Annotated in this window: 25 protein-coding genes and 1 pseudogene; 19 read left to right on the top strand and 7 right to left on the bottom strand. The window is 61.4% G+C overall.

Annotated elements, in window-relative coordinates; translation table 11 throughout:
• The first annotated feature begins 60 nt into the window (after positions 1 to 60).
• The 15 genes from ACV1FX_RS13435 (at position 61) to ACV1FX_RS13365 (ending at position 13,432) form a co-directional block, all read left to right on the top strand.
• Entirely contained in the window at positions 61 to 567 is a 507-nt protein-coding gene (locus ACV1FX_RS13435) for an A24 family peptidase (protein ID WP_473118033.1), read from the top strand.
• A 1-nt stretch (position 568) separates the two neighbouring features.
• Positions 569 to 1,477: a Flp pilus assembly protein CpaB gene (gene cpaB / locus ACV1FX_RS13430; RefSeq protein WP_473118032.1), complete on the top strand. Its 909-nt coding sequence runs from the start codon at positions 569 to 571 to the stop codon at positions 1,475 to 1,477.
• 12 nt (positions 1,478 to 1,489) lie between these two features.
• Positions 1,490 to 2,692, top strand: coding sequence for a CpaE/TadZ family protein (locus tag ACV1FX_RS13425; protein ID WP_473118031.1), 1,203 nt, complete (start codon positions 1,490 to 1,492; stop codon positions 2,690 to 2,692).
• Complete coding sequence (locus ACV1FX_RS13420; protein WP_473118030.1) at positions 2,689 to 4,065, top strand: CpaF family protein; 1,377 nt, start codon at positions 2,689 to 2,691, stop codon at positions 4,063 to 4,065. Before ACV1FX_RS13425 ends, ACV1FX_RS13420 begins: the two co-directional genes overlap by 4 nt.
• A complete protein-coding gene (locus ACV1FX_RS13415) occupies positions 4,065 to 4,994 on the top strand; it encodes a type II secretion system F family protein (RefSeq protein ID WP_473118029.1) in 930 nt (309 codons plus the stop codon). The genes ACV1FX_RS13420 and ACV1FX_RS13415 overlap by 1 nt, the downstream gene beginning before the upstream one ends.
• Complete coding sequence (locus ACV1FX_RS13410; protein ID WP_473118028.1) at positions 4,991 to 5,902, top strand: type II secretion system F family protein; 912 nt, start codon at positions 4,991 to 4,993, stop codon at positions 5,900 to 5,902. Before ACV1FX_RS13415 ends, ACV1FX_RS13410 begins: the two co-directional genes overlap by 4 nt.
• 3 nt (positions 5,903 to 5,905) lie before the next feature.
• Positions 5,906 to 6,550 (top strand): methyltransferase family protein, encoded by a 645-nt coding sequence (locus ACV1FX_RS13405; RefSeq protein ID WP_473118027.1) that lies wholly within the window; start codon positions 5,906 to 5,908, stop codon positions 6,548 to 6,550.
• A gap of 24 nt (positions 6,551 to 6,574) precedes the next feature.
• Positions 6,575 to 7,075 carry a hypothetical protein gene (locus ACV1FX_RS13400; protein WP_473118026.1) on the top strand — a complete coding sequence of 167 codons (501 nt, stop codon included), beginning with the start codon at positions 6,575 to 6,577 and terminating at the stop codon, positions 7,073 to 7,075.
• An 8-nt stretch (positions 7,076 to 7,083) separates the two neighbouring features.
• The gene (locus ACV1FX_RS13395; RefSeq protein WP_473118025.1) at positions 7,084 to 8,424 is read left to right on the top strand and encodes a pilus assembly protein TadG-related protein; all 1,341 of its coding nucleotides are present in this window, start codon (positions 7,084 to 7,086) and stop codon (positions 8,422 to 8,424) included.
• The gene (locus tag ACV1FX_RS13390) at positions 8,424 to 8,846 is read left to right on the top strand and encodes a TadE/TadG family type IV pilus assembly protein (RefSeq protein WP_473118024.1); all 423 of its coding nucleotides are present in this window, start codon (positions 8,424 to 8,426) and stop codon (positions 8,844 to 8,846) included. The genes ACV1FX_RS13395 and ACV1FX_RS13390 overlap by 1 nt, the downstream gene beginning before the upstream one ends.
• 402 nt (positions 8,847 to 9,248) lie before the next feature.
• A complete protein-coding gene (locus ACV1FX_RS13385) occupies positions 9,249 to 10,862 on the top strand; it encodes a type II and III secretion system protein family protein (protein WP_473118023.1) in 1,614 nt (537 codons plus the stop codon).
• Positions 10,863 to 10,874: 12 nt separating this feature from the next.
• Entirely contained in the window at positions 10,875 to 11,279 is a 405-nt protein-coding gene (locus ACV1FX_RS13380; protein ID WP_473118022.1) for a hypothetical protein, read from the top strand.
• 169 nt (positions 11,280 to 11,448) lie between these two features.
• On the top strand, positions 11,449 to 11,898 hold the full coding sequence (locus ACV1FX_RS13375) for a tetratricopeptide repeat protein (protein ID WP_473118021.1): 450 nt from the start codon (positions 11,449 to 11,451) through the stop codon (positions 11,896 to 11,898).
• 454 nt (positions 11,899 to 12,352) lie between these two features.
• Positions 12,353 to 12,838 carry a cupin domain-containing protein gene (locus ACV1FX_RS13370; protein ID WP_473118020.1) on the top strand — a complete coding sequence of 162 codons (486 nt, stop codon included), beginning with the start codon at positions 12,353 to 12,355 and terminating at the stop codon, positions 12,836 to 12,838.
• Between the two features lie 189 nt (positions 12,839 to 13,027).
• Positions 13,028 to 13,432 (top strand): hypothetical protein, encoded by a 405-nt coding sequence (locus tag ACV1FX_RS13365; RefSeq protein WP_473118019.1) that lies wholly within the window; start codon positions 13,028 to 13,030, stop codon positions 13,430 to 13,432.
• A 187-nt stretch (positions 13,433 to 13,619) separates the two neighbouring features.
• Here ACV1FX_RS13365 and ACV1FX_RS13360 read toward each other — a convergent pair whose 3' ends face one another.
• From ACV1FX_RS13360 to ACV1FX_RS13350, 3 genes are all read right to left on the bottom strand, one after another.
• Positions 13,620 to 13,937, bottom strand: coding sequence for a hypothetical protein (locus ACV1FX_RS13360; RefSeq protein ID WP_473118018.1), 318 nt, complete (start codon positions 13,935 to 13,937; stop codon positions 13,620 to 13,622).
• A 259-nt stretch (positions 13,938 to 14,196) separates the two neighbouring features.
• Positions 14,197 to 14,361, bottom strand: coding sequence for a helix-turn-helix domain-containing protein (locus ACV1FX_RS13355; RefSeq protein ID WP_473118017.1), 165 nt, complete (start codon positions 14,359 to 14,361; stop codon positions 14,197 to 14,199).
• Positions 14,362 to 14,447: 86 nt separating this feature from the next.
• Positions 14,448 to 15,335, bottom strand: coding sequence for a VOC family protein (locus ACV1FX_RS13350; RefSeq protein WP_473118016.1), 888 nt, complete (start codon positions 15,333 to 15,335; stop codon positions 14,448 to 14,450).
• A gap of 179 nt (positions 15,336 to 15,514) precedes the next feature.
• Here ACV1FX_RS13350 and ACV1FX_RS13345 point away from each other — a divergent pair.
• Positions 15,515 to 16,702: pseudogene (locus ACV1FX_RS13345) on the top strand (CaiB/BaiF CoA transferase family protein).
• A gap of 23 nt (positions 16,703 to 16,725) precedes the next feature.
• Here ACV1FX_RS13345 and ACV1FX_RS13340 read toward each other — a convergent pair.
• The 4 genes from ACV1FX_RS13340 to ACV1FX_RS13325 all read right to left on the bottom strand — a co-directional run bounded on the left by ACV1FX_RS13340 (position 16,726) and on the right by ACV1FX_RS13325 (position 21,184).
• Positions 16,726 to 17,874, bottom strand: a complete 1,149-nt coding sequence (locus tag ACV1FX_RS13340) for an amidohydrolase (RefSeq protein ID WP_473118015.1) — start codon at positions 17,872 to 17,874, stop codon at positions 16,726 to 16,728.
• A 102-nt stretch (positions 17,875 to 17,976) separates the two neighbouring features.
• Positions 17,977 to 19,065: a mandelate racemase/muconate lactonizing enzyme family protein gene (locus tag ACV1FX_RS13335; RefSeq protein WP_473118014.1), complete on the bottom strand. Its 1,089-nt coding sequence runs from the start codon at positions 19,063 to 19,065 to the stop codon at positions 17,977 to 17,979.
• 155 nt (positions 19,066 to 19,220) lie between these two features.
• Positions 19,221 to 19,472 carry a DUF1127 domain-containing protein gene (locus tag ACV1FX_RS13330; RefSeq protein ID WP_473118013.1) on the bottom strand — a complete coding sequence of 84 codons (252 nt, stop codon included), beginning with the start codon at positions 19,470 to 19,472 and terminating at the stop codon, positions 19,221 to 19,223.
• 455 nt (positions 19,473 to 19,927) lie between these two features.
• Complete coding sequence (locus tag ACV1FX_RS13325; RefSeq protein ID WP_473118012.1) at positions 19,928 to 21,184, bottom strand: MFS transporter; 1,257 nt, start codon at positions 21,182 to 21,184, stop codon at positions 19,928 to 19,930.
• Between the two features lie 117 nt (positions 21,185 to 21,301).
• Between ACV1FX_RS13325 and ACV1FX_RS13320 the strand changes: the two genes are divergently transcribed.
• The 3 genes from ACV1FX_RS13320 to ACV1FX_RS13310 all read left to right on the top strand — a co-directional run bounded on the left by ACV1FX_RS13320 (position 21,302) and on the right by ACV1FX_RS13310 (position 24,715).
• Positions 21,302 to 22,099 carry an outer membrane protein gene (locus ACV1FX_RS13320; protein ID WP_473118011.1) on the top strand — a complete coding sequence of 266 codons (798 nt, stop codon included), beginning with the start codon at positions 21,302 to 21,304 and terminating at the stop codon, positions 22,097 to 22,099.
• Positions 22,100 to 22,138: 39 nt separating this feature from the next.
• Positions 22,139 to 23,041, top strand: coding sequence for an outer membrane protein (locus ACV1FX_RS13315; RefSeq protein ID WP_473118010.1), 903 nt, complete (start codon positions 22,139 to 22,141; stop codon positions 23,039 to 23,041).
• A 90-nt stretch (positions 23,042 to 23,131) separates the two neighbouring features.
• Positions 23,132 to 24,715, top strand: a complete 1,584-nt coding sequence (locus ACV1FX_RS13310; RefSeq protein WP_473118009.1) for an outer membrane protein — start codon at positions 23,132 to 23,134, stop codon at positions 24,713 to 24,715.
• Positions 24,716 to 25,189: the final 474 nt, after the last annotated feature.

The raw sequence follows: 25,189 nt of genomic DNA, 5'->3' as shown, positions 1-25,189 counted from the left end.
TTTTATGTGACCTCACTTTAAGTTTTTTGATGTGCCCTCGCTTTTTTGAGGCTGCAGTCGATGAGTTGGATCGTTTCCGTAGCATCGTTTTTCGAAATCCTGTTGTTGCTATATGTCGCAACGATCGACGTTGCGACACGATTGATCCGAAATGAGATATGTCTGGCGCTGGCGCTCCTCGGGATCGTTGGTCAATTGGCTAGCCCGATGCAACTCGTCGAATCCCTGATATCAGCGACAATCCTGTTCCTGCTGCTGTTCATGATCTACCAGCGGGGACTCGTTGGTGGCGGCGACGTCAAGCTGCTGGCCGCCTTGGCGATTGGTCTTCCGCTGACGGGCATCATCCAGTTGTTGACCGTCACGGCGCTGGCCGGCGGCGTTCTTGCTCTGGTGCATCTGATGATGCGCCTCCTTCCATATCCCAGGTTAGCGCCCGCCGGTTCGTCGCTCGTGCGCCGCCTCTACGCGGTCGAGCGTTGGCGCCATCTGCGACGCGCACCGCTGCCTTACGGGGTTGCCATAGCCTGCGGCGGTATCTGGGCCATTTTCAGCAGAGGATTTTGACATGTCATCCGCTTTGCGCCTCTCGATCATCATGGTGTTCATGCTCGCGGCCGTTGCGCTCGGGCTCATCGCCTACAACATGAACCTGCCGAAAGCACAGGCCCCGGTCGCACAGGTCGCGGAGACTGCTCCGCCAGCTCCAAGTATCGGATACTTCGTCGCGGTACACCCGCTACCGAGAGGGACGCTGGCCCGCGATGAAGATTTCACGGTACGTTCGGTGTCGTCGTCGGATGGCGTTCCTGCCGGGGCAATCCTTGATACGCCGGATGCCAAAATCGGACTTCGCGGGTCTCTGGTTCGCAACTTCCTCGACACTGGCAGTCCGATTACATCGAAAGACATCTTGCGCCCGCGCGAACGCGGTTTTCTCGCCAGCGTCCTGGCTCCGGATAGCCGCGCGATCAGCATCAACGTTGACGCTGCGTCCGGTGTCTCGGGCCTGATCTGGCCAGGCGACTATGTGGATGTCGTGTTGATCCAGGAGTCGACGACGGCGGGCGAGAAGCAGAATCCTGACAACCAGCACGGCACGTTGAGCGAAACCGTCGCTCATAATGTTCGGATTGTCGCGATCGACCAGGAGATCGTTCAAGGCGGCTCGGCCAGCAACGCCTCGGCAGGCAAGGTGGCGCATACTGTATCGCTGGAGCTCGCGCCGGAGCAGGTCAAGACAGTCGTCCTCGCAGCGCAGCTCGGAAAGCTTTCGCTGGCCGTGCGGTCTGCGATCGACCGACAGGATATCGCGGATACGAGCGCAACGGTCGTGATTTATGCGCGCAATAGCGGCACGAAATACTCGGTCAAGAGAGACGATGCAGGAACCACGCGCACGGCGTTGATTGACGATGCGTCGCGGGCAATTGCTCTGTCGACGCCGGTCGCTTCGGCCGTGTCGTCACGTCGGTAAGGGGAGGCAGCGATGATCGCCAACACAGCAGTAGCAAGTCCGCCTGAACAAGCTGCGTCCGTCGTGGCGCGCGACAGAATCGTCTGTTTCGTCAATGACGAGCTTAGTGCGGCGGCGCTGCGCAAGGGCCTCGACGGTAGCAACTTGTCGATCCGGCGCGGCACGATCCGCAATGCCATACGGATGCTCGAAACCGACACCGAGCTGTTCGCTCTGGTGACCGACATCAGTGGAATTGACGACCCCTTCACCGAACTGGAAAGGCTGGCCGGCGTCTGCCCACCCGACGTTCGGGTGGCTCTGATCGGAGAGAGCAGGGAGATCACCTTCTACCGCGAGCTCATGGAGATCGGCTTGACGGAGTATCTTCCGCGGCCGCTCACGCGCGATATGGTGCTGGACCAGCTGCGTCCGAAGCTGCTCGGGGACGTAGCCCCCGGTCCGGCCGATCGTGGCGGTCACGTGATCTCGATCTGCGGTGCGCAGGGCGGGGCCGGCGCAACGAGCATTGCCATCAATCTCGCACTACAACTGGCCGAAACCACCAAGGCCAAGGTCGCTTTGCTGGATCTTCATCTGCAAGGCGGCGAAGCCGCTGTCATGTTGGGTGTTCAGCCCGGGCCGGGGCTGCGGATTGCCTTGGAAAATCCGATGCGCGCCGACACGTTGTTCCTCGAGCGCGCGGCAATCGAGGTGAACGAACGGGTTTGCCTGATTTCCGCCGATGAGGAACTGGATGCGCAGCTCGACATCACCGAAGCGGGTGTCAGACACGTGCTGGGTTTGCTCCGCCAGCGGTTCAACTACATCGTCGTCGACGTGCCGGTCCCGTTCCCGCCATCCATCTATCCGGTGATCACTCTTTCACGTCACGTGCTGGTGTTGCTGGAAGCAGAGGTGACCGGACTTCGCAATGCCCATGCACTGCGCACCGCCGTCACCAACATCGCCGGCAAGGATCGGGTGTTTACCTTGCTCAACCGTGCCGGCCGCGCCGGCGGCCTTCCCAAGGCCACGATTGTCAAGGCCTTGGGGGCCGAACCGGACATGGTGGTTCCCGAACTCGGGAAGGGGATGACCCAGGCGGTCAATCTCGGAATTCCGGCGCTGAAGCACGTATCGGGACTGCGGCGTCACCTCGCCCCGATCGTAAGGGAGATCACGGGGCTCGGCGCCGCGCCGAAGGGACGGCTGAGGAGGCTGCTCGGGCTATGAAAAAGTTTGGTAGGCGCGAAGACGATACGCCAGCTCGTTTGCCTGCGTTGACGGCAACCCCGCCCATGCCGGGCGCGTCCGCATCTACGCCAAGGCGCGACGAACCGTCGATCCAGCGGCCGGTGATGCCGGCGTCGCTGCGTGAAAGGGTCATCGAGCAGATTGAACCATCGGTGGCTGCGACTGTTTCGCGCGATGTCCTTCGCCGGCAGATCGAGGAAATCATCCACGGAATTGCCAACGAGGAGCGGCTCGAGCTGTCGGGCCGCGAGCAGCTTCAGCTGGCGGACGAGATTGCCGACGACATGACCGGCTACGGTCCGCTCCGTCCGCTTCTGCTGGATCAATCGATCAACGACATCATGGTCAACGGGCCGAGCAACATCTATGTCGAGCGAAGCGGGAAGCTGGAGCGGATCGCGGTGCGATTCCGCGACAATGATCACATCGCATCGGTGGCGCAGAAAATCGCCGCGCAAGTCGGGCGCCGCGTCGATGAATCCAGTCCGATGGTGGATTGCCGTTTGCCCGACGGCAGCCGCGTCAACATCATCCTCCCGCCGTTGGCGATCCACAGCCCCTGCATCTCCATCCGAAAATTTCCAAGTCGCCGTTTGGACATGGCCGGCATGGTCCAGAACGGCTCCGTGTCCGCGGCTATCGGAGAATTGCTGGAGATTGCCGCGCGGTCGCGGCTCAATGTTCTGGTCTCCGGCGGCACCGGTTCGGGCAAGACGACGTTGCTCAACGCGATGAGCCAGTTCATCGATCACAGCGAGCGCATCGTCACCATCGAGGACGCAGCAGAGTTGCAGCTTCAACAGCCGCACGTGATCAGCCTGGAAACCCGGCCTCCGAGCCTGGAAGGCACCGGTCAGGTGACACAGCGCGATCTGGTGTGGAATGCGCTGCGAATGCGTCCTGACCGGATCGTCGTCGGCGAAGTGCGCGGCGCCGAAGCGTTTGACATGCTGCAGGCGATGAACACCGGCCATGACGGTTCGATTTCCACGGTGCATGCCAATAGCGCCCGCGACGCAATGACCCGCATCGAAAACATGGTGCAGATGGGGCAGCCAAATCTGCCGCTGCGGGCAATTCGATCTCAGATTGTCGCTGCGCTGGATCTCATCGTGCAGGTCGAGCGCATGCGGGATGGCCAGCGTCGCGTTATCCAGATCAGTGAGGTGATCGGGCTGGAAGGTGACGTGATCACCACCAATGACATCGCGGCGTTCGAGTACGAGCACGAGGATGTCCACGGGCGGATATCGGGCACCTACAGGTCCACCAACGCAGTCCCGAAATTCAAGAGCCGTCTTGCCTATTATGGGCTCGATCGAGCCTGGGCCGAGGCTATGAGGCAGCTATAATGCTGGATTTTCTGACTACCAGTGACTTGGTGCTGCTGATTTGCGCAGCAGCCGTGACGTTGTGGCTCGATGCACGACAACGACGCGTCGATCGACAGGTGGCGAAAGCTCTGCCGGCTTCAGATCCGGGGGCACTGCCTTCCATTCGTCGTTTGGAGGCCGGATCCCGATGGCCGTATCTCTTCCGCCTGGTCGATTACAAGCCCGGGATCGTCTATGCCTTACATCCCGGGTATGTGCTGCTTGCCGGCGCGATCGCCGCGACAGCAATTCTGTACGCCAATAGCGTGCTGCAATTCTCCAACGTCTATGCCTGTCCGGTGGCTGCAATTGTAGCAATCCTGGTGGTGCGGGGTCTGTTTGGATGGCAGCGGCATCGTCTCTCCAGTCAACTTTTTCGGCAGCTGCCCGACGCGATCCAACTGGTGACGAGCACCGTTCGATCCGGGCTACCAGTGACCGAAGCATTTCGCACCATAGCGCGCGAGATGCCGGAACCAACAGCCGGGCAGTTTGCCATCGTGTGCACCGAAGTGAGTATGGGGAGACCTCCGGAGGAGGCCGTCGAAGCTGTCTATCGGCGAACGCAAGTGGCAGAGTATGGGATCTTTGCGGTCACACTTGCAGTCCAGCTGAAGTCGGGTGGCAGTTTGACCGAAACCTTGCAAACATTGGGAGATACCGTGAGGCAGCGGGTTGCGCTCGCGGCTCGCGCGAAGGCCCTGGCCGGAGAGGTGATCTTTTCCTCACGCGCGCTTTCAGTGTCGCCCGTTATCGTCGGTGGGTTGCTCTATCTGATCAATGCGCAGACGGTCGATCTGCTGCTCTATGATCCGACCGGAAACAGGCTCCTGGCTTACGCAGTTGCCTCGGTGATTGTCGGGTCGCTCGTGATACGTTGGATGGTCAGAAGGGAAACCGCGCTATGACTTTTGGTCTCAGCTTGGTCGCCCTTGCCATAGCACTTGCGACTGCGACTTTCGTGTTGATTATCCACGAACTGCACATTCGTGCGTTGAATGTGCGGGTGTCAAACGCGGTGTTGGGCGTTCCTGGCCGGTCCGCGCCTCTCCAGAACATCACCGGCTGGCTATCGTCGCTTGGCGCAAGGTATCGGCGCTTCTACTCCTCGGAGAATCTGGACCAGCTTCGAACGATCGTTCAATCGTCGGGTTTGAATCCTCATCGAGCCTTGTCGATCTGGATCGGTGTCAAAACCGTCAGCATGTTCCTGTTCCCGATCATTGCCCTGTTTGTTGCGCAGCTTCTTGGGAAGCCACTGACCGACGTACTGGTCTTCAGCCTCGTTGGCGTGGTGATTGGAATTATGGGGCCGCGGCTGATCTTGTTGGTGCTAGCACGGCGCTTCAACGCCGCCATCCGACTTGGCACGCCGGACATGATCGATCTGCTGGTCGTCTGCAGCGAAGCGGGAATGGGTCTGGAGAGCGCGCTGGAACGGGTAGCGGAGGAAATGACCCAGACGAATCCCGCCATGGCCCGTGTTTTGTACGGCCTTCTCGATGATCTCCGGATATTGCCGAATCGCAGCGAGGCTTTTGAGAAACTGGGATCGACGTCAGAGGGCCTTCGCCGGTTCGGCACCATGGTCAGTCAAAGCCTGCAATATGGCACGCCACTGAGCCAGGCACTGCGCAGCATCGCTATCGATCTCCGGCGAGAACGTATTACCAACCTGGAAGAAAGAGCGCACAAACTGGGCGCCAAGCTGACCATTCCGATGGTGTTGTTCATGCTTCCAGCCATGTTCATCATTTTGGGCGGAAGTCCGTTTCTGCACCTCGTGCGTACATTCTCCAGCATTAGCGTGAAGTAGGCCATGAATACGATTGCCCTGTCGAAAAGCCGGTCTTACGAATGGATGATGCAGCTGCTCGGCAGCATGTGGTTCTTGTTGTTGGCACTTTGCGTCGCCGTCAGAATTGGGTCATTTACCGATCCCTGGCCGTCGCTTCTGTCGAGTTTTTGTCTTGCCATCTTCTACATGCTTCTGGCGGTGTTGATCCTGAGCAGATCACCGGCAAAGGCGCATGCGGACGGGGTCATGCCGAGAATAGCTGCGTTCATTGGCTCCTATTTGCCGTGGACGATCTCCTTCTTCGGCAAGACCGACGAGGCGTTACCGAACTTGCTGTCGACCGCCTGCGTGCTGATCGGCCTGGCCATGATGCTTGTTACCATCCGGCACCTGGGGCGGTCGTTCAGCCTGGTGCCGCAGGCGCGTTCAGTGGTGCAAACCGGTCCTTATCGCTGGATCAAGCATCCGCTCTATTTGGCGGAAGAGATCGTGATCGTGGGCGTGGTGCTGCAATATCTGACACCGCTCACGGTGATCGTGCTGATCCTGCATATGGGCGTTCAGGTGTGCCGAATCCTATACGAAGAAGACCTGCTTCGGCGCACTTGCCCAGAATATTCCAATTACGAAGCCTCGCGGTGGAGATTGGCTCCTTATGTTTGGTGAGCAGCTATGCGTGGCCGAACTGTCATGGACGTTGTGCAAATTGCTCGGGCTCGGAGACGGCATCCGGACGTGGTGAGTGTCCGTCGAGGCGTGCGCGCGAGCCATAAAAAATCTGTCATCGCCGACCAACGCGGCGCCGTCGCGTTCGAGACAATGTTCGTCTATGCCTTGATGATAGCGTTTCTGCTGATGCCTCTTGCCGACGTGGCCGCCGCGGGCTTCGGCTTTATCGCCGGGTGGTCGGCGTTGCGTTCCTTCGGGCAATACATCCAGTACAAGACTCCGCTTGGTCCCGACGGCACCGTGAGCTGGGGGGCTGGCCTACAAACAACAGTCAACGGTTATACGATCAGCAACATCCAGGTTTGGTGCGGAAGCAGTGTGTGCTCCTCCAGCAACCTTACCCAGATTCCCAAGTACTTCACATTTTCGACGACTGTCACTCTGGCTCCGATCGTGTGGAGACCGGTACTCTGTCCCAACTCTTGTACGTACACGCTGTCTTACTCAGAACGCTTCCAGTAGGTGTGCCCATGCGTAGTCTGCTCCGTTCCCAACGAGGCTCGGCCGCATTCGCAACAGTCATCGCCCTCGTGCCGCTCATAGGAGCGGTTGCGCTCGGGGCCGAGGCCGGATCGTGGTACGTCACCAGGCAGCAAGGGCAGAACGCCGCCGACGCAGCGGCCTACGCGGGCGCCTTGCGGCTCTCATGCGATATTGCTGGTGCGGCGAACTGCCCTACGTCAGTGGATAATCAGAGCAGGGTATTCGCGGCGCAGAACGCGTTCTGCAACGCCGGCGACAGCTATGCAGGCTGTGCGGCCAGCCTTCCGAGCCAGGTCTCGCGAACCGTGCAGGTCGATGTCGGCAATTACAGCGGGGACTTCAGCGGGGGCACGTTCACGACGCCGGCTGTCGGCACCGGCAACGCCGTTCGCGTCAGGGTCAGCCAGCAACAGCCGGCCTACCTGGCGGCAGTACTGGGTATAGGCAGCCCCATCCCAATCCCCGCTCAGGCCATCGCTATGGTTCAGAACCCGAGCAAAGTTTGCGGCTTGGCGCTTGGACCCGATCCGAACGGTGGGGGCGCGCTAAAAATCGGCGGTAACGTCACAAACAACGGAACGGGTTGCCCCCTGATGTCAGATGGGACTGTCCAGTTGGCTAGTACTCCATCGTTCACCGGTTCGGGGTGGGGCGTCTATGGTGCAACTGGCTGCAGTCCAACCAACACCTGCAACAACGTAAGCGCAACGCACAACTACTTCATGCCCCCCGCGACGGATCCACTGCGTGGGTTGCAGAATGCGTCCTTCAACACAAGGACCGGAAACACCAACCCGTCATGCCCTGTTCAGGCGGACGGGTGGAAGCATTGCACGCCTAACAGCAGTGGGACTGGAGCCTATGGTAATTTTCCTAACGTGAACGGTTCGGACAAGTACGTTTTGGACCCAGGCACATACATTTTCTATAATGCGGGAACGATACAAATTACCGGCGGACAAATCAAAGGCACAGACGTAACCCTCGTATTGCTCGGGTCTACGAGCCTGAAAATCACTGGCGGTACGGTCAGCCTTTCCGCCCCTACGACAAATACTTTCTCTTCTGCTCTGAATGGCGTTCTGATCGACGCGCCTCAAGCGACCGGGAACATCACTATCAACGGCAACGGCACGGTTCAGCTTGGGGGCGCGATGTACTTCCCTAAAGCAGATGTGTCGTTCGGCGGGACAACCCAGCCCACCAATACGACTTGCTCGCAGATGATTGCCAAGACGCTCAACATGACCGGCAGTGCATACTTGAGTACGGATTCATGTGTCCCCTCTACCATCGCCTACACCCAAGTTGTCACTTTGGTGCCGTGATGAAAAAGCTCGACAATCGCGGCATGGCGTCGTTCGAATTGATCCTCGTGTTCGTGCCGCTTTTCACATTGATCTTCGCTATTTTCGATTTAGCGCGCTATGCGATCACCATGCAGTCGTTGCGCACGCTTTCGGGCGCCAGCGCGCGGGCGATGATGATCCAATGCTACGCGCCCGCCGTCACTGGTTTGACGCCTAACGCGTCTCCCTCGAGTTGCACCGGCGACTACCTGTCTGCCACGCAGAAGCAGGCTGCTGCCCCCTTCCTGTACAGAAATGGCAGTTCCGCACCGACCGTCAGCACCTCTGCAGGAGCATCTGCACTGACTGTGACGGCTTCTCAGGCTGGCTTCACCATGGTGATGCCGATATGGGGCACGACATTGAACGCGCCCAGCGCGTCCACCACGATTCCATTCTAGGGGTAACAGGCAACCATTTCGGACTGCGTTCTGGATTTCGCCAAACGGGAGGGGCGAGCTCCGGTTTGTCCAAACAGATTTTCCGAAAATCGATAGAGAGCTCGCTGGGGCGGAGTGGGTGCAAGAACTCGTGCGCGGTTCCGCTGCAGGATAGTTCCAGGCAGGCGGAGAAGTGGTGCTCGCTGGCAACATTGCAAAGTTTTCTCTGTACTTGCCGCGGTGCAGTAAGCGTCTCTTCTTGCAAGGAGGCCGCATGAGGGAGGATGATGTTGGAAATACGAAGTAACGATTTGTAGTGGGACGGATTGTAAACTCTGCGACGTGGTGCGCAGAGGGGAACTCTTGGGGACATCGAGTGCGTAGATTCGCGGGATAGCCGTGGATCGCAGCGGGGGGACTCGAATGGGTGGCGGTCGCGTTTCGGGTAATAGGGTAGGGAAGCTACTCGCGTTCGGTGCGATGGGCCTGGGCGCGGCGCTCGCCTTGTGCGGGTCCGCTGACCGCGCGAAAGCTGCAGATCGGAGTTCCTCCGGCGGTGGCGTGTTTGTCAGCGAAATGAACGACGTCCAACGGGTCAAGGTAGTCGTCAACAAGTCACGCACCTTCAAGGTCGACAAGCCTTTTTCGACGATTGTCGCGGGCTCGCCCGACATCGTCGACGTCAAGTCGCTGAGCGACCGTCTGATCTATGTCCAGGGCAAGCAGACCGGCACCACCAACGTGATCCTGTTTGATTCGACGATGCAGCAGATCGGGATCCTCGACGTCGAGGTCGTGATCGATACCGGCAATCTGCAGCAGAACATCCGGTCCAGCACCGGCATGCAGGGGATTCGCGTCTCGGCCTCCGAGGGACAGGTGGTCCTCAGCGGAACCGCGACCGACGCGGTCGCGGCCGAACGGGCCATGGCGATCGCCACCAGCACCGTTGCGAAAGGGGGCGTCGTCGTCAACGCCATGAGCGTCGCGGCGCCGCAGCAGGTGATGCTGGAGGTGCGCTTCCTCGAGGTGAATCGAGATGCCGGTCGTGACCTGGGCGTCAACCTTTATGCGGCGAATGCCAATGGGACGAATGTTGGGAATACCGGGGTAGGCGTAGTCACCGCGGCCGGTCGAACACCGATCGGCACGCCCACGGGATCGGGGAGCCTGCCGGTCCTCGGAACTTTAGGGACGCTCGTCGGCACCGCGGGTGGTCTGGCGCCTGCGCCGTTCGGAAGCTTGTTGACCAGCATCGTTCGGACGTCCAACGGCGGCTCGATCGATCTGCTGATCTCTGCATTGGAAACCAAAGGATTGGCTCGCCGGTTGGCGGAGCCGAACTTGACCACGCTGTCCGGCGATGCCGCTCGCTTCCTGGCCGGCGGTGAATTTCCGGTGCCTGTAGCGTCCACGGCCGGTACCGCTGGCCTCGTACCGACAGTGACCATCGAGTTCAAGAAATTCGGTGTCGAGCTGGCTTTCGTTCCTACCGTGTTGTCACGAGGCGTAATCAACCTTCGCGTCGAGCCGTCGGTCAGCGAGCTCGATTTCTCCAATGCGGTGCAGATCGCGGGGACGGTCATTCCGGCGTTGACCCGCCGCGACGCGCGGACCACAGTCGAACTGCGTGACGGCCAGAGCTTTGCGATTGCCGGCCTGCTCCAGACGCGCAACCGGCAGGATGTTTCGCAATTGCCCTGGATCGGCTCCGTGCCGGTGATCGGAAGCTTGTTCAGCAGCAAGTCGTACCAGCAGCAGGAAACCGATCTGGTGATTATCGTCACGCCGCGTCTGGTCGCGCCGGCTGCACCCGGCCAGCGACTGGCGTCGCCGCTCGATTCGCGTCTGCCGGCCAACGACGTCGATTTCTTCCTCAACGGCCAGATGGAAGTCCGCAAGCGTTACGATGATTATGTCAATTCGGGTGGCGACGTGAAGGGTCCTTACGGCCACATCATCGCTCCTGAAGTTAGGGCGCCCGTTGTGGCTCCGGCCGCTGCTGTCGACCAGCCGGTCGTGAAAACCCTCAACTAGAGGAAGCGAGAGATGACCGTCAGGTATCTGGCTCTGTTCGCACCCTTGCTGCTCGGCGGATGTTACGGGCTCGCCGGTCATGACGAGGTGGACCGCTACTTCCAGCGGTCCGATACCATCACGACGAGCGCCGGCGATGCCAAAGAGGTCAACGCCGTCACTCACACAATCCATCCCTGGCCGCGCTACGTCGGTGATCGCAGGATCGCATATGACGCAAGGCGCGTGGGCGCCGCCGTGACACGCTATGGCAACACGACGCAGCAGGTGGATCAGCTTCCTGACATGGGCGATCCGACGAGACAAATGGGCCAGCGGCCTCCCGTCACCCAGAATGTCAACATCGAAGGATTGCCGCCTGGAGCGAACGCCGGAGTATCGGTGCCGGTCGGCGCGCCAGCGGCGGGGGCCAGGTAGCAGTTTTTGGTAAGTGAGACTAAGCGACGATATTTTGCGCTCGGTGCGGTGAGACCGTCGGGCCGGGCGGGGGACAAGGGTTATGCGACGTGCCATTGTAATGCTGACCTGTTGCTGGTTGGCGCCAGGCCTAGCGGGTTGTGACTACACAACGAGGGAGGCTGCAATCGTGGCCCCCGTGGATCCGCCGGGCGGGGACCCCGTGCAGGAGCCGACCGACGTCAAATATTATCCGTCGGATGAGCCCGTCCGGGTGGGGCTCGAGCATTTCAACCGCGGCAGCTACGGACTCGCCCAGCGCTATTTCAAGGACGCAGTCGAGAAATCGCCGAAGGACTTGACGGCCTGGATCGGGCTCGCCGCGAGCTATGATCGGATCCGCCGGTTCGATCTTGCGGACCAGGCTTATGCCCAGGCGATCAAGCTTGGAGGCGAAACGGTTCAGGTCCTGAACGATCAGGGATATTCCTACATGCTGCGCGGCAATCTCAGCGCGGCGCGGCGGAAGTTCGAGAAGGCCTATTCGCTCGATCCAGGTAACCCCGTCATTGCCAATAATCTCGAGCTTCTCAACGGCAGTCGCAGGTTCATCGAAAGGCCGCCGAACAACCAGCCTTGAGCGGCCTTGGATCGGCGGCGGTCTGTAACCTGCGACGATCGTTGAACTTCTAGACCGCATTGATGATGTCGGTCTCGTGGCAGAGCCCGGCTCAGGTCCCGGGATCGTTCGCGTTTCGCCCGACGTCGGTCCTTTTTTGAGAATGATGATCACGCCGCTTCGGATCGCAAAGCGTGCGCCGATCAATTTGGCGGCCTCTTTGATTTCATCGATACGACCGTGTCGGCTTTTCAGCTCAGAGCGGACGCCGGTACACAAGTTGTAACTTGCTGCCGTTTCGCGTCCCGAAAGGAGTACCACTTCAAAGTGGCGGCTAAGTCCCTCTTGCGACAATCTAGCATCTTCACGCCTGTCGACGACGATTTGATGATGCCGCTTCAAGAGAAGAGTGACGCACGGGCGCGACCAGGATGCTCGTCAAAGCGTACGAAATTGTTTTGTTGGAGATGGACCAATGTTGCGTGAACTTATTGAGACGGCTCATTGCGAAGTAGACCTCGATCCGTCGCCGATCGAGGCATCTTGGGTTATCGAAGGCAATCCGGAAGCCCGCTCGCGCATGCTGTCGATGAGTGCGTGCAACACTGCCAGGACCATGATCTGGTCGTGCACCGAAGGAAAGTTCAACTGGTACTATGATCTCGACGAGACCATCGTGATTCTGGAAGGATCGATCGTGCTTGAAGGCAAGGGTATGCCGCCAAAGCGATATGGCGTCGGTGACGTGATCCACTTCCGCAAGGGGGCGCACGCCAAATGGCATGTCGAGGGCTATGTGAGGAAGGTCGCTTTCCTACGCCTGAGCAATCCATTCCCGCTCGGCATCGCTATCCGCGTGGCCAATAAGCTCACGTCCTTGATCGCGCAAAAGGCTCCGGCAATGGCGGGGGCCTTTAGACGCCAGCGGCCGGCAGACGTGGTACGATCTGGATCTTGCTAAGTTGGGCGTCGGAGTCCGGGAGAATTGATCCACTCATCTATGCGGGCTGCCGTGTCGGCCTGGCTGGCCGTTCTCTCAAGCTCCTCTCTCTCCTTGCCGGCAGGCATCGTTTTTGCCTGCTTACGGCTCTCCTGCGCGACTTTCGAAAGCTGGTCCTGAAGAGAGACGGTCTGCCCAAAAGCATATCGCATGACGCTGCTCCAGCGCGTGGATGGCGAAATCGCGACTTTCCAATTTACGGCTGACGTGATGCTGGTCGATCGCAGTGTCTACCCTCTCGCGCTCGAAAGCCAGTTCTTTCTTGACCGGCTTCAAGAGAGAGCGACCTCAATATCAGTCAGAAGTGATGTCGCGATGTTCGGTATCCCACTGAAGCCTGGCTTGAAATTGTTGATCAATTGGCGCGCCGCGACGCTTGGGCTCGTAGCGCTCCACCAACTTCAGAAGACGTCTCTTGATGAAGGGATCGGCTTGGTCGGCGAGATCACGCAATATCTTCGCGCGCTGCTTGTTGAATTCATCGTCCAACATGATTGCCCCCTACAGAAAAATGATACTGCCAATTGGGTCAGTATACCGCTCCACGGCTCTTGAGGAAGTCCGCATGCACGATTCTTGTTTGACAAGTTCGCGAGCGCGGCAAGAGGTTTGATCAAGTCGTGCGGCGCGGGTTGTCTGAACCAAATCGCGGACCGCTCTTGGGGCGCTCGGCTTGGTGCACCCGATGCCGTCGCCCGGCGGTTCGGTGCTACGCTGGATTGCAGACGCGCGGACTCACGGATCAGTGGCCGGCCGCTCTATCCAGAAACTCCAGCAGAGATGGCGCCACGTCGTCGAGTTCGACGAAACGGCGGCGGATCTCATCAGCGATGTCCGTCGTCACGTCGCGTGACCATCCTTCTATCGGATTGAAGGCAACGATGCGGATGGGATGTTCGTATTGGCCCTCGACCAGGTGCCGCAGAAGCGTCGCGCGATTTGCGTCCTCTTCGGCAGTCTCGCACCAGGCACACCCGAGTCGGCCGCCGAAGTCTTCAAGCACGAGATAGATGTCATGGTGGACTGAGGCATGCGGCACGATAGAGGGTGAGCGACTCATGGGGCCTCCGCCAGAAGGAATTGGCTTCCGGCAGTCTGAGCCTTTGCGGTGAGAAAGCCATGGATATAAAGAGTTAGCGGTGCTTGACGTGGCGCTGCGCCGCAACAGATCGCGCGTTCTTTCGGTGTCGAATGGCTTTGGACGAGCGCGCCCCTTCGACCCGAATCCCGCCAGCACATCTGCGCCCGGCACATTCGCACGTGCAGACGGGCGACCAAGCTCGTCGCGCACCAGAACCTTCGCGCCTGCGTTAAGGCAGCTACTTCTTCAACAGTATTCCCACTGTCCGCGCCATTCGCCTCACCGAGCCGGCGTGACGGCCCAGTTCGGCGGCGATCTTCGATGCGCTAACGCCCTGGCGGGCGAGCCTGACCATTTGCCGGATTTCCTGCTCGGTCCACTGCTTTGGCTTGGGTGCTTTCATGGTGCGGATCTCGACCGGCACCAGTTAACCGGTGTGCGAAGTGGCCAGCACTTGGGAAATCTACGGGTGGTCTCCGCGCGTGTACATCATCCCTCGTATTGGTCAGGCCCCATCGCCCAGAGCGATTGATCGTGGCCGAACGCATAGTTGCGATTGGTCAGCGCCGGATTGCGGTTGACCATCGGCCGCATGAACATCGGATGGGTCGCGCTGCGCACCTCGTGCTCGACCGTGAAGAGATGCTTGCCGCTGCCGAGATCGACGATGTCGCAAAACCGGTACTGGTATTGATTGTCCTCGCGGGAGATCAGCTTGCGCGCCGACAGTCTTCGGTAAGGCCCGGAGAAATCCGTGATGTACATCTGCACATGGTGGCCGTCATAGTCGCCCTGAGGGCGATCGGTCTCGCGGAACAACAGATGCTGGCCGCGGCCCGTCTTCACGGCAGCAACCTGGCCGTCGCCGCTCCGCAAGCTAGCGGGCATGCCCATGATCTCGGGATAGAAGGCGCTAATTCCAGGTGCGGCTCCGACCGGCACATCGAATTCGACATAGGGGATACCGAGCGCGATGCGCCCGAAGCGCGCGGCATCCGGTTCATGGCAGCGCAGGCGGTTGCCCCACGGACAGGTCGCCTCGACGTAGTCGTTGTGCTCGGCGTAGGCGAACGCCGTGCCCTCGAGCTTTTTGGCGACTGCTGCGAGGCGCTGCAGCAGCGCCTCGCGGCCCGCGATGACCAGCCCGATGTGACCGCGCAGCACCTGCGGCCTGCCGCTCGGCAGGTGAAACTGGCTCTGACCGGCATTGATCCACATGTTGGTGTCGGACACCATCAGATAGGGGTCGCGGGTGAGCCCGAGCCCCGTGACGTAAAACAACGTGGCGAGGCGCTGATCCGGCACCTGCACGTTGACGTGCTCGAGATGAATGGCGTTGCCGAGATCTTCGGTGGATCGATCGAATTGTTGAGGCATGGATCGCGCTCTGGCTTGGGGGACGGACAGGCCATACTAGAGCAGAATTTCCGCCGGCCGAAACTGTCAGCCGATCACATCTTAAGAGCAAGCGCGGTGCACGTTGCGACCTTGCCGCCGCAGCCAGTCCCTGTAATCTGGCAAAAACTCGGGGCAAAAGACGACAAGGAAAGAAATCGATGGGAGGAGTTCTGCAGGGCGTGCGCGTCCTCGATTTCGGGCGCTATATCGCGGGACCGTATTGCGCGACATTGCTGGCCGAATTCGGCGCCGAGGTCATTCGCGTGGAAAAGCGCGATGGCAGCGAGGATCGCTTCGTGGCACCGGTCGGCGAAGGCGGCGAAGGCGCGCTGTTTCTGCAGATCAACCGCAACAAGAAGTGCGTCACGCTCGATCCGATGAAGGGCGAAGGGCAGGAGGTGATGCGCCGCCTGATTGCGACAGCGGACGTTGTCGTCGCCAACCTGCCTCCACAAACCCTGCGCGCGATGAAGCTCGACTACGACTCGTTGAAGGCGATCAAGCCCGATATCATCCTGACGACGGCAACCGCGTTCGGCGGGCCGGGACCCTGGTCCGACCGCGTCGGCTTCGACGGGGTCGGACAGGTCATGTCGGGTTCGGTGTACATGACGGGCGCCGGCGATCCGCCCTACCGGGCCGCGGTGAACTGGGTCGACTTCTGAACGGCCCTGCACTGCGCGTTCGGAACTCTCGCCGCGCTGATCGAGCGCGGCAAATCCGGGCGCGGGCAGATCGTCGAGGGCGCGCTGCTCGCGACCGCGCTGTCCTTCACGAACGCGACGCTGATCGAGCAGGCCGTCATCGATGTCAATCGCGTGCCGACCGGCAATCTCGGCCAGACCGCAGCGCCCGCCGACATCTACCGCACCAGGGACGGCTGGGTGCTGTGCCAGGTCACGGGCCATCCGCTGTTCAAGCGCTGGGCGAAGCTGATGGGCGAGGCGGACCAGTGGCTGAACGATCCGCGCTTTGCCGACGATATCAGCCGCGGCAATAACGGCCCCATCATCAGCGAGCGGATGGCGCGCTGGTGCGCCGAACGCACCACACAGGAGGCCGTCGATACGCTGGGGAGTGCGATGATTCCGGCCGGGCCTGTCCTGAGCCCGCAACAGGCGCTGGATCATCCGCACATTCGGGCCGCCGGCTTCATGCAGGACGTCGATTACCCGGGCTTGCCGAAACGCGCACCGGTCGCACGAGCCGCCGTTCGGTTGTCGGAAACGCCGGGTGAAATCGCGACGCGTCCGCCGACGCTCGGCGAGCATACCGACCTTGTCCTGGCTGAACTCGGCTATGACACGGCTGGGATAGCGGCGCTTCGGCAAGGTGGGATCATTTAACGGGTCCTGTCAGCCGTCGATTGCTAATTTGCGGACAGCGCCATCTTGGCGACCTCGGCCATCCAGCTTGATGCCACCGGCAAGATCGCGTCGTTGAAATCGTAGCGCGGGCTGTGAAGCTCGGCGCCGTCGCGCAGGGGCCCGTTGCCGATCCAGACGAAGGCGCCGGGGCGATGCTGGAGATAGAAGGCGAAATCCTCGCCGGCCATGCTGGGGGCGAGGTCGCGGCGCAGGGGGGCCTGGGCTTTCTCGGCAGCGATGCGCGCAAGGCCCGCCTCCGCCGGCGTATTGACGACCGCGCCAACGCCGAAGGTGATGTCGGGCGTGACCTTGACGCCAAAGCTGGTCGCGATCCCGGCGCAGGTCCGCTCGATGCCTTCGACGATGGTATTGCGCACCGCGCCGCGATGATGGCGCAGCGTGCCGCGGATCACCACGCGCCCGGCAATCTGGTTCGCCGCCGTGCCGCCCTCGATCGTGCATAGCGAGAGCACGGCGGTGTCGAGCGGGTCGATGTTGCGCGCCACGATCGATTGCAGTGCCACGATGAGGTGGCCGGCGGCGACGAGCGGATCGCGCGTCAGATGCGGCATGCCGGCGTGTCCGGCATGCCCGTCGATCGTGAGCGTGACGCGGCCGCCCGAAGCCATGACGACGCCGTCATGGACCGCGATGGTGCCGGCGTTCAGCCCGGGCCAGTTGTGGAAACCGAAAATCCGCGTCATCGGAAAGCGCTCGAAGAGGCCCTCCGCGACCATCGCGCGCGAGCCGCCAAAACCTTCCTCGGCCGGTTGAAAGATGAAATCGATCGTGCCGCTCCAGCTCGTATCCCCAGCAAGCAGCGCCGCCGCGCCGAGCAGCGAAGCCGTGTGGCCGTCATGTCCGCAGGCATGCATGACGCCACGCTGGCGCGATGCGTAGGCCAGCCCCGTCTCCTCATGGATCGGCAGCGCATCCATGTCGGCGCGCAGGCCGACGCGCCCTTGCGCAGCTCCGCGCGTCAGTGTCGCGACGATGCCGTGGCCGCCGATGCCCGCCTCGAAGGGGATACCGAGCTCGGCAAGCTTCTCCTGCACGAAGGCCGACGTTGCTTTCTCCTGCAGGGACAGCTCGGGATGGGCATGCAGGTGTTGGCGCCATGCGGTCAGTTTCTGGTGAAGTTCAGGTGTCAAGTTCACGTCTTTCGGATGGTGCCGGCCTCGCCACCATAACCGAATTTGAGCATCGCACATCCGGCGCGCGGGAATGGCTCGCGTGCAACAAAGCGCTTTCCACTAGGGCGAAAGCTGTGCCAGCCCCTTCCAGTCGAAGGAGATGCCGTGACCGGGGCGCACTGGCGCCAGCGCCATGCCCTGATCGAGCACCAGCGGATTCTCGATATAGCGGTCGAGCCCGAAACCGTGCGCCTCGAGATAGGAGCGGTTCGGGCAGGCCGCGAGCAGGTGCACGGTGATGTCGTGCGCGCCATGGCTGGTGATGGGGAGGTTGAAGGCCTCCGCCAGCCGCGCGATCTTCATGAAGGCGGTGACGCCACCGCAATTGGTGACGTCGGGCTCGGGATAGGACACCGCGCCCGCGGCGATGTAGTTCTTGAACTCCCACAGCGAACGCAAATTCTCGCCAGCTGCAATCGGAACGCCGCCGGTGCTGAGGATGCGGGCATGGCCGGCGACGTCGTCGGGGATGATCGGCTCTTCGAGCCAGGTGAGATCGTACGGCTGAAATGCACGAGCGGCGCGAATCGCCTCCTCGACGCTCCATTTCATGTTGGCGTCCGCCATCAACGGAAAGCCGTCGCCGAGATGCTTGCGGATCGCCGCGACGCGCGGAACGTCGGATTTGAGATCGGGCCGGCCGACTTTCATCTTGATGGCGCGAAAACCCTTGGCGAGATTGTCGTCGGTCTGCTTGAGAAGCGCCTCGATCGAAAGATCGAGGTCGATGCCGCCTGCGTAGCAGGGCACGCGGGCATCGAAGCCGCCGAGCAGGCGGAATAGCGGCAGGTTCGCGCGTCGTGCCTTCAGGTCCCACAGCGCGATGTCGAGCGCGGAGAGCGCGAGCACCGCGGCGCCGCCGCGGCCGCCATAATGCAAGCCCCACCAGACGTGATGCCAGATCGCTTCGGTGTCGTCGGCCTCAAAGCCTTCGATCAGTGCAGGGACTTCGCGCTGCAAGATATCGGCGATCGCGCCGCCATTGCGGCCCACGGTGTAGGTGTAGCCTGCTCCTTCCGCGCCATCGGCGTCGCGCACGCGGCAGGTCACGAGCTCGAACGCCCTGATCTCGCCATGCGTGCTGTCGGAAAGGGTGACGGGGAGTGGGATCCGGTAGAGCCCTGTCTCCGTCGTTGCGATGCGTGCCATGCGTCCATCCCGCATTTTTCTTTGCAGGCTAGGCCGTCGGGCGCCGCCCGGCAATGCCGTAGTTGCGGGAACTCGCCAGAGCCTCAACGGCAGCAGCACGAACAACTCCATGCTCGCTCGGCTACGCACGACCGCGCGATCGTACGCTGTGGATGTCAAATCGTCGGCGGGATCGATCGAACGCCGCGCGGGTCGATATTCGGGTTCGAGGCGACGTAGTCGATCTCTCCGCGCGAAATGCCGATGTCGATCAGTTCCCGGTCGCTCAGATCGCACAAGGCGGTGTGCAGCCGCGCGCGTTTGCGCCGCTCCTGAAACGCCTCCCAATATCTCTCCAGGAATCTGACGACGCGCCGGGCGGAAGCGAGCCGTCGGTCCAGTCGTGTTGCATTGTAGGTCGTGCTCATGGCGCAATCTCCGGATTCCAAATTCGGCCGGCCCGCGCATCGCCGCCGCCGCCTCGCTAGCGGGCAGTCTTCAAAATCGGCTGTAATCGAAACATGGTCGGCTTCGCTATCATTCGGGAGCGCGCAGCCAACATTTCTGTCTGAGGCAAGCAGGCGCAGCCGCTGCGACGGTTACGTCGACGGCAACCGCGATAGCACCGATCCAGACAGTTTTCTGATGGAAATCTCCTGCGCAGAAAATTTCGCAAGCGGACTTCCGTCAACGATCCTAGCTCGCAGCGGCAGGTCCCACTGTGAGCGATTTCACATGCAGCAGCGAATTTGCCAACGCCCGCGACAATTCGTCTCGCCGAAAACATGCAAAGCTGCGCCAGGAAGGTTTGTGTGCCAGCGCGCGCTTTTGGATCGTGGGCAGCCGGATACGAAAGCTCCGGCGTGTTCTCCCATGTGACCCGTCAAGTCGTTCGCGGCGATGATGCGCTTGGCGACGTATAGGCCAGAAAAACCAGCGTGCCGATGAGGAGCGCCGCGGCCATGAACAGCAGCACTGCCGGCAAACCCGCGAGCGCCGCCACTGCGCCGGTGGTCGACTGCATCAGGGCCGCTCCGAGGAAGAAGGCGAGGTTCACTGCGGCGAGTGCCTTGCCTGCAACCTGCGCGTCGACCAGTTGCCGTGACATGCCGAACAGCAGCGGTTGCGCGGAGGTTGCAAGGCCGATGAGCACGAACAGCGCGAGGTCGTATTGCGGTGGCATCATGGGAACGCCGAGCAGCCGGGAAACCGCATAATGCGGCGCGCCGAGCGCCATCAGCGCGAGCAGAATTGCCGCGATGAGATGCGCGCCGGCAACCAGCTCGCGGCGTTGGCCGAGCCTGCGATCGATCATGCCGATGCAAAGCGGGCCTACGATCATCGCGATCGTGAACGCGCCGAGTTGATTGCCGGCCTCGACCCGCGACAATCCCTTGACTTGCATCAGCCACGGCCCGCCCCATAGGCCGCGCAACACCAGCGAGGTCGCAAGCGACACGAGCGCGAGCGCAATCAGGCCGCGGAGCGGACGTGAGAAGCCGAGCCGCAGCACCTCGATCATCTGCGACAGGGGTGAGGAATCGTCCTTGTGCTCGGCCGGCTGGTTCGGCACCAGCGCGAAGACGGCGAGCGCCACCAGGACGCCTGCGAGGCCCGAGATCCAGAACCCGGCGCGCCAGCCGTAATGATCGACCACGAAGGCGAGCGGGCTCGACGACAACAGCATGCCGATATTGCCGATCGACAGGATCGCTCCGGACCACAGGCCGAACCGCGCGGCCGACAATTGCTTGGCAGCCAGCGTCATCGGGCACATCAGCATGCCTGAGGTGGCAACGCCGAGCAGCAATTGCCCGAACGCAAAACTTTCCGGCCCCGTCGCGAAGCCCGACGCGACCGCGCCGATCACGGTCCCCGCGAGCAGGCCGAGCGAGACCGGACGTACGCCAAAGCGATCCATCGCCGCGCCGACCGGGATTTGTGCCGCGGCAAAGGCGAAATGATAGACCGAGGTAAGGCTCGCCAGCGCTTGGGATTCGATGCGGAAATCGGTCGCCATCAAGTCGAGGCTGACCGCTGGAATCGTGCGCAGCAGGGTCGAGAGCATGTGCCCGCAGGCGAGCGCGATCAGCGCAAGGATCAGCGCGCGGGTGCCGCTCTTCGAGCTGGAGCTGTTCATTTTGCGTTCCTCAACCGATCGGTTGATAAATTCTGTCGCAGGTTAGATCAGTCGGTTGACGACCGGATGTGTCGGGCTCGCTAGATTCTTCCCACCTCAAGGGTTGGGAATCGAGATATGCGCATTTACACGTTGTCCCTGCTGGCCGCTACGATCGGGGCGGGCGCGATGACGGCGGCTTCCGCCGCCGACCTGCCGATGAAAGCTCCGCCGGCTCCGGTCGCTATCTATGATTGGACGGGTTTCTATGTCGGCGCAAATGCGGGCGGCGGCTGGGGCAATGATCCGGTCGCTTACAATCCGCAATACATCGCTGCACCCGCCGGCTTCCCCGCGCAGGCCGCCAGCGACGGCTCCCGGAGCTTCCATCCGGCAGGGGCCACCGCAGGAGGCCAGGCCGGCTACAATTGGCAGGTCTCCCAGTTCGTATTTGGTCTCGAGGCCGACGTCGAATACCTCGATCTGAAAAGCTCCTACATCACGCCCATTCTGAATTTCCCGGGGGTTGCTCCCTATTTCTTCGCAACGTCGGTGAAGTCGAATTGGATGGCGACGGTCAGGCCTCGTGTCGGCGTCGCGTTTGACCGGTTCCTTGTCTACGCGACGGGTGGCGTCGCCGTCTCTGACGTCAGCTTTGCTCAAACCGCCACCTTTGGGCAGGGGTTCACCGGCGCGGGCAGCGCGAGCGCGACGAAGACGGGCTGGGTCGCCGGCGCCGGCTTTGAGTACGCGGTTGCTCCGCGTTGGAGCGCTAAACTCGAATATCTGCACACTGATTTCGGCAACATCGGTTTCACGGCTGTCACCAATTTTGCGCCCATAGGGTCGACGAGCCGCGCGAGCTTCAGGACGGACCTGGCCAGGGTCGGCATCAACTACAGCCTTGGCGGCGGCCCGGTCGTCGCGAGGTACTGATGCGACGATCAAACTGGTCGGCCGAACAATGAGCCGCACATGCCCCAGCAGGGATTCGAGCCGACCTCGTACGGCGAGATCGTCGAGGGGTTGGATCGCCTGTTTTCAGAGGACGTCATGAATAAGCTGACAAAATGTGCTGTCACCGTCGCTGTATTCCTTGGAGCGCCGGCTCACGCGGCCGAGGCGCCGGTCGGCAACTGGACTGGCTTCTACATCGGGGCGAACGTCGGTGGCGGCTGGGATCGGAACGGCGTCGACTACACGCCGAATGATCCAATGACGCGCTCCTTGTTCGACGTGCGCGACGGCAACGGCAAACCGCCTCCTGCCTCGCTCACTTATTCCGGCATTCTGGGCGGAGTTCAGACTGGTTACAATCGTCAACTGAACAGCAATTGGCTTATCGGAGCGGAGGCGGATTTTGATGGCTCCGGCGTTCGCGGCTTCGCCTCGACCAGTGGAGTCTACGCGCCCTATTACACGGCGCCGTTCAACGCGCCGGTTGAGCAGCGGATCGATTGGTTCGGCACCGTGAGAGCCAGGCTTGGCTATCTGCCGGCGGACAATCTCCTTGCCTTTGCCACTGCGGGATTCGCCTATGGCCGCGTCGTCCGTAGCGGAAGCTGGGACACGAACACACCGTTCGCGTTCGGTGGTCTCGGCTATACCGTCAATTGCCTGGGTACCAATTCCTCGTGCTTTGCCGGATCGTCGAGCAGCGTTGCCACGGGGTGGAGCGTCGGCGGCGGGCTTGAATATGCCTGGTCGCACGATTGGACGCTCAAGGCTGAATATCTTTACGTGAGCCTGGGCGGCGGCTCGACAACCGAGACCGTGTTGGGTCCCACGCCGGGCGCTTCGCCTTCGTCATTCAATGCAAATTTCGGACGCACCAATCTCAACGTCGCGCGCGTCGGGCTGAACTACCAAATCCATTGATCAACAATCGAGCTGAAGGCGTCTCGGCGTGAGGCTTGAGACAGCACGATTTTCCAGAACGACGCATCCAGGGACTACGGGAATTAAGCAATGAAGACATCGATACTCGCTGTGACCACAGCCATGGCGATCACGGGCGCCGCTTCGGCAGCAGACCTGGGAGCGGGTCCCTCGACCAAGGCTCCGGGGGCGCCGGCCGCAAACTGGACCGGCTTCTATGTCTTCGGCGGTGGCGGCGGCGGACTATGGGCTGCTGAAAATTCCGCCGAAAGCACAGGTGTGCCTGGCGTGTTCGCTCTCGATCTCGGTTTAGATACTGTCGCCTTGGGTGCAGGCGCTCCCTTGAGTCGCAACAAGCGTCTCGGCGGCAGGGGCTGGTTCGGCACTGTGGGCCTCGGCTACGATTGGCGGTTTGGTGGCCGCTGGGTGGCTGGCGTCTTCGCTGACGCGCAGTTCGGAGAGATTCGCGGCTCGCAATTCGCCGTCTTTGCGGAGGGCACGGAGACGCTTCGCACCAGCTACGCGGCCGGCGCGCGACTGGGGTGGTTGGTCGCGCCCAATGTTCTCTCCTATGTGAACGCAGGGTATTCCGGTTCGGAGTGGTCCGGCAGCAACATGACGGACGCAACGACCATTGGAGCGGGAACCGTTCTTACAACGCGTTCCTTTCATCGGGATGGCTTTTTCGTCGGTGGCGGCGTCGAGAACGATCTGAACAGTTTCGGCATCAATGCTCCGGGCTGGTTCATGAAGACCGAATATCGGTCTGCCTTCTACAGCCGGGTCAACTTGCTTGTGGACTGCACCATCCTGTGCGGCTCGGCCGGGCCGACCGGTACGGCGATCAACTTCAAACCCTGGGTCCAGACCGTCAGCGCCTCGCTGGTCTACCGGTTCAATTCGACCGGCCCTGCGGATGCGGCAGTTGCATCGGCCTTTGCGGACAGGGCGTACGCGAAGGCGGCACCGCTACCGATCGCGAACTGGACCGGATTCTACGTCTTCGGTGGTGGCGGCGGCGGTCTGTGGGCTGCGGACAATTCGACTGAGAGCGATGGCCTCGCCGGCGGCTTTCCCGCCAATGGGCCCGCAGGGACTCCTTTGACTGACAACATACGCCAGGGTGGCAGCGGCTGGTTCGGCACTGTGGGTCTCGGCTATGACTGGCAGTTCAACCGCTGGGTGGCCGGCGTCTTTGCCGATGGGCAGTCCGGAGAGATCCGCGGATCGCTGGACAACACCTTCTTGCTGGATATGGGCGAGGAGACGCTGCGCACGAGCTACGCCGCCGGCGTGCGACTGGGATGGCTGGTTGCGCCGAACGTGCTGTCCTATGCGAATGCCGGATATTCAGGATCCGAGTGGTCCGGCAGCAGTCTGCCAGACCTCACGCTTCCGAACTTCGTGCACGGTGCTGCTCGGCAGACGACACCTTCGTTCCACCGCGACGGCTTTTTCGTCGGCGGCGGCGTCGAGAACAATCTGGACATCTTCGGAATCCATGCACCGGGCTGGACAATGAAGACCGAATATCGGTCCGCCTTCTACGACCGTGTAACCTTGTCGCCGTTCTGTACCGTTGTTGGCTGCCATGTCGCGGGGACGACCGGCACGAACATCCTGTTCAAGCCTTGGGTGCAGACCATCAGCACCGCGCTGGTCTACCGCTTCTGAGCAATAGGGATCGAGACAGGCGCATTTGGGGTCGTCCCTGCTGACCGCCGCGATCTTCACGGGAGCGGCAGGCCGCCATAACGCTCCGCGCATGACAAAACGGGCCGATCGCTCCGCTTGTTCGAAGCGATCGGCCAAGTCCAGGGAGGAAACGCCCGTCGGGCGCGGCAAAGCGAGCGAACGCTCAACCGATAACCAATGTAATCTGCTTGGCTGACACAGAGTATGATCTAGGTCACATAGAAAAGGGGGCCCGGCCTGAAAGCGGGCCACCAGGAAGGCAGCACTACTTCGGCTCCCTGAGCAGTCTCCGCGCCTCGCCCAGCAAGTCTCGAATTTGCTTCCGCTCGGTGATGCCCTTCTTCGTGAACAGCCCATGCTTCCGTGCATTGCGATTTCCTCGTGGGGCACCCGATCCCTCTGCGTCGCCGTGCATGCGGCACCGCGTCTTGCCGTGCACCGCAGGCGGTTACC

The sequence above is a fragment of the Bradyrhizobium ingae genome, assembly GCF_055791185.1.
This window is presented reverse-complemented; position numbering and strand designations above follow the sequence as displayed.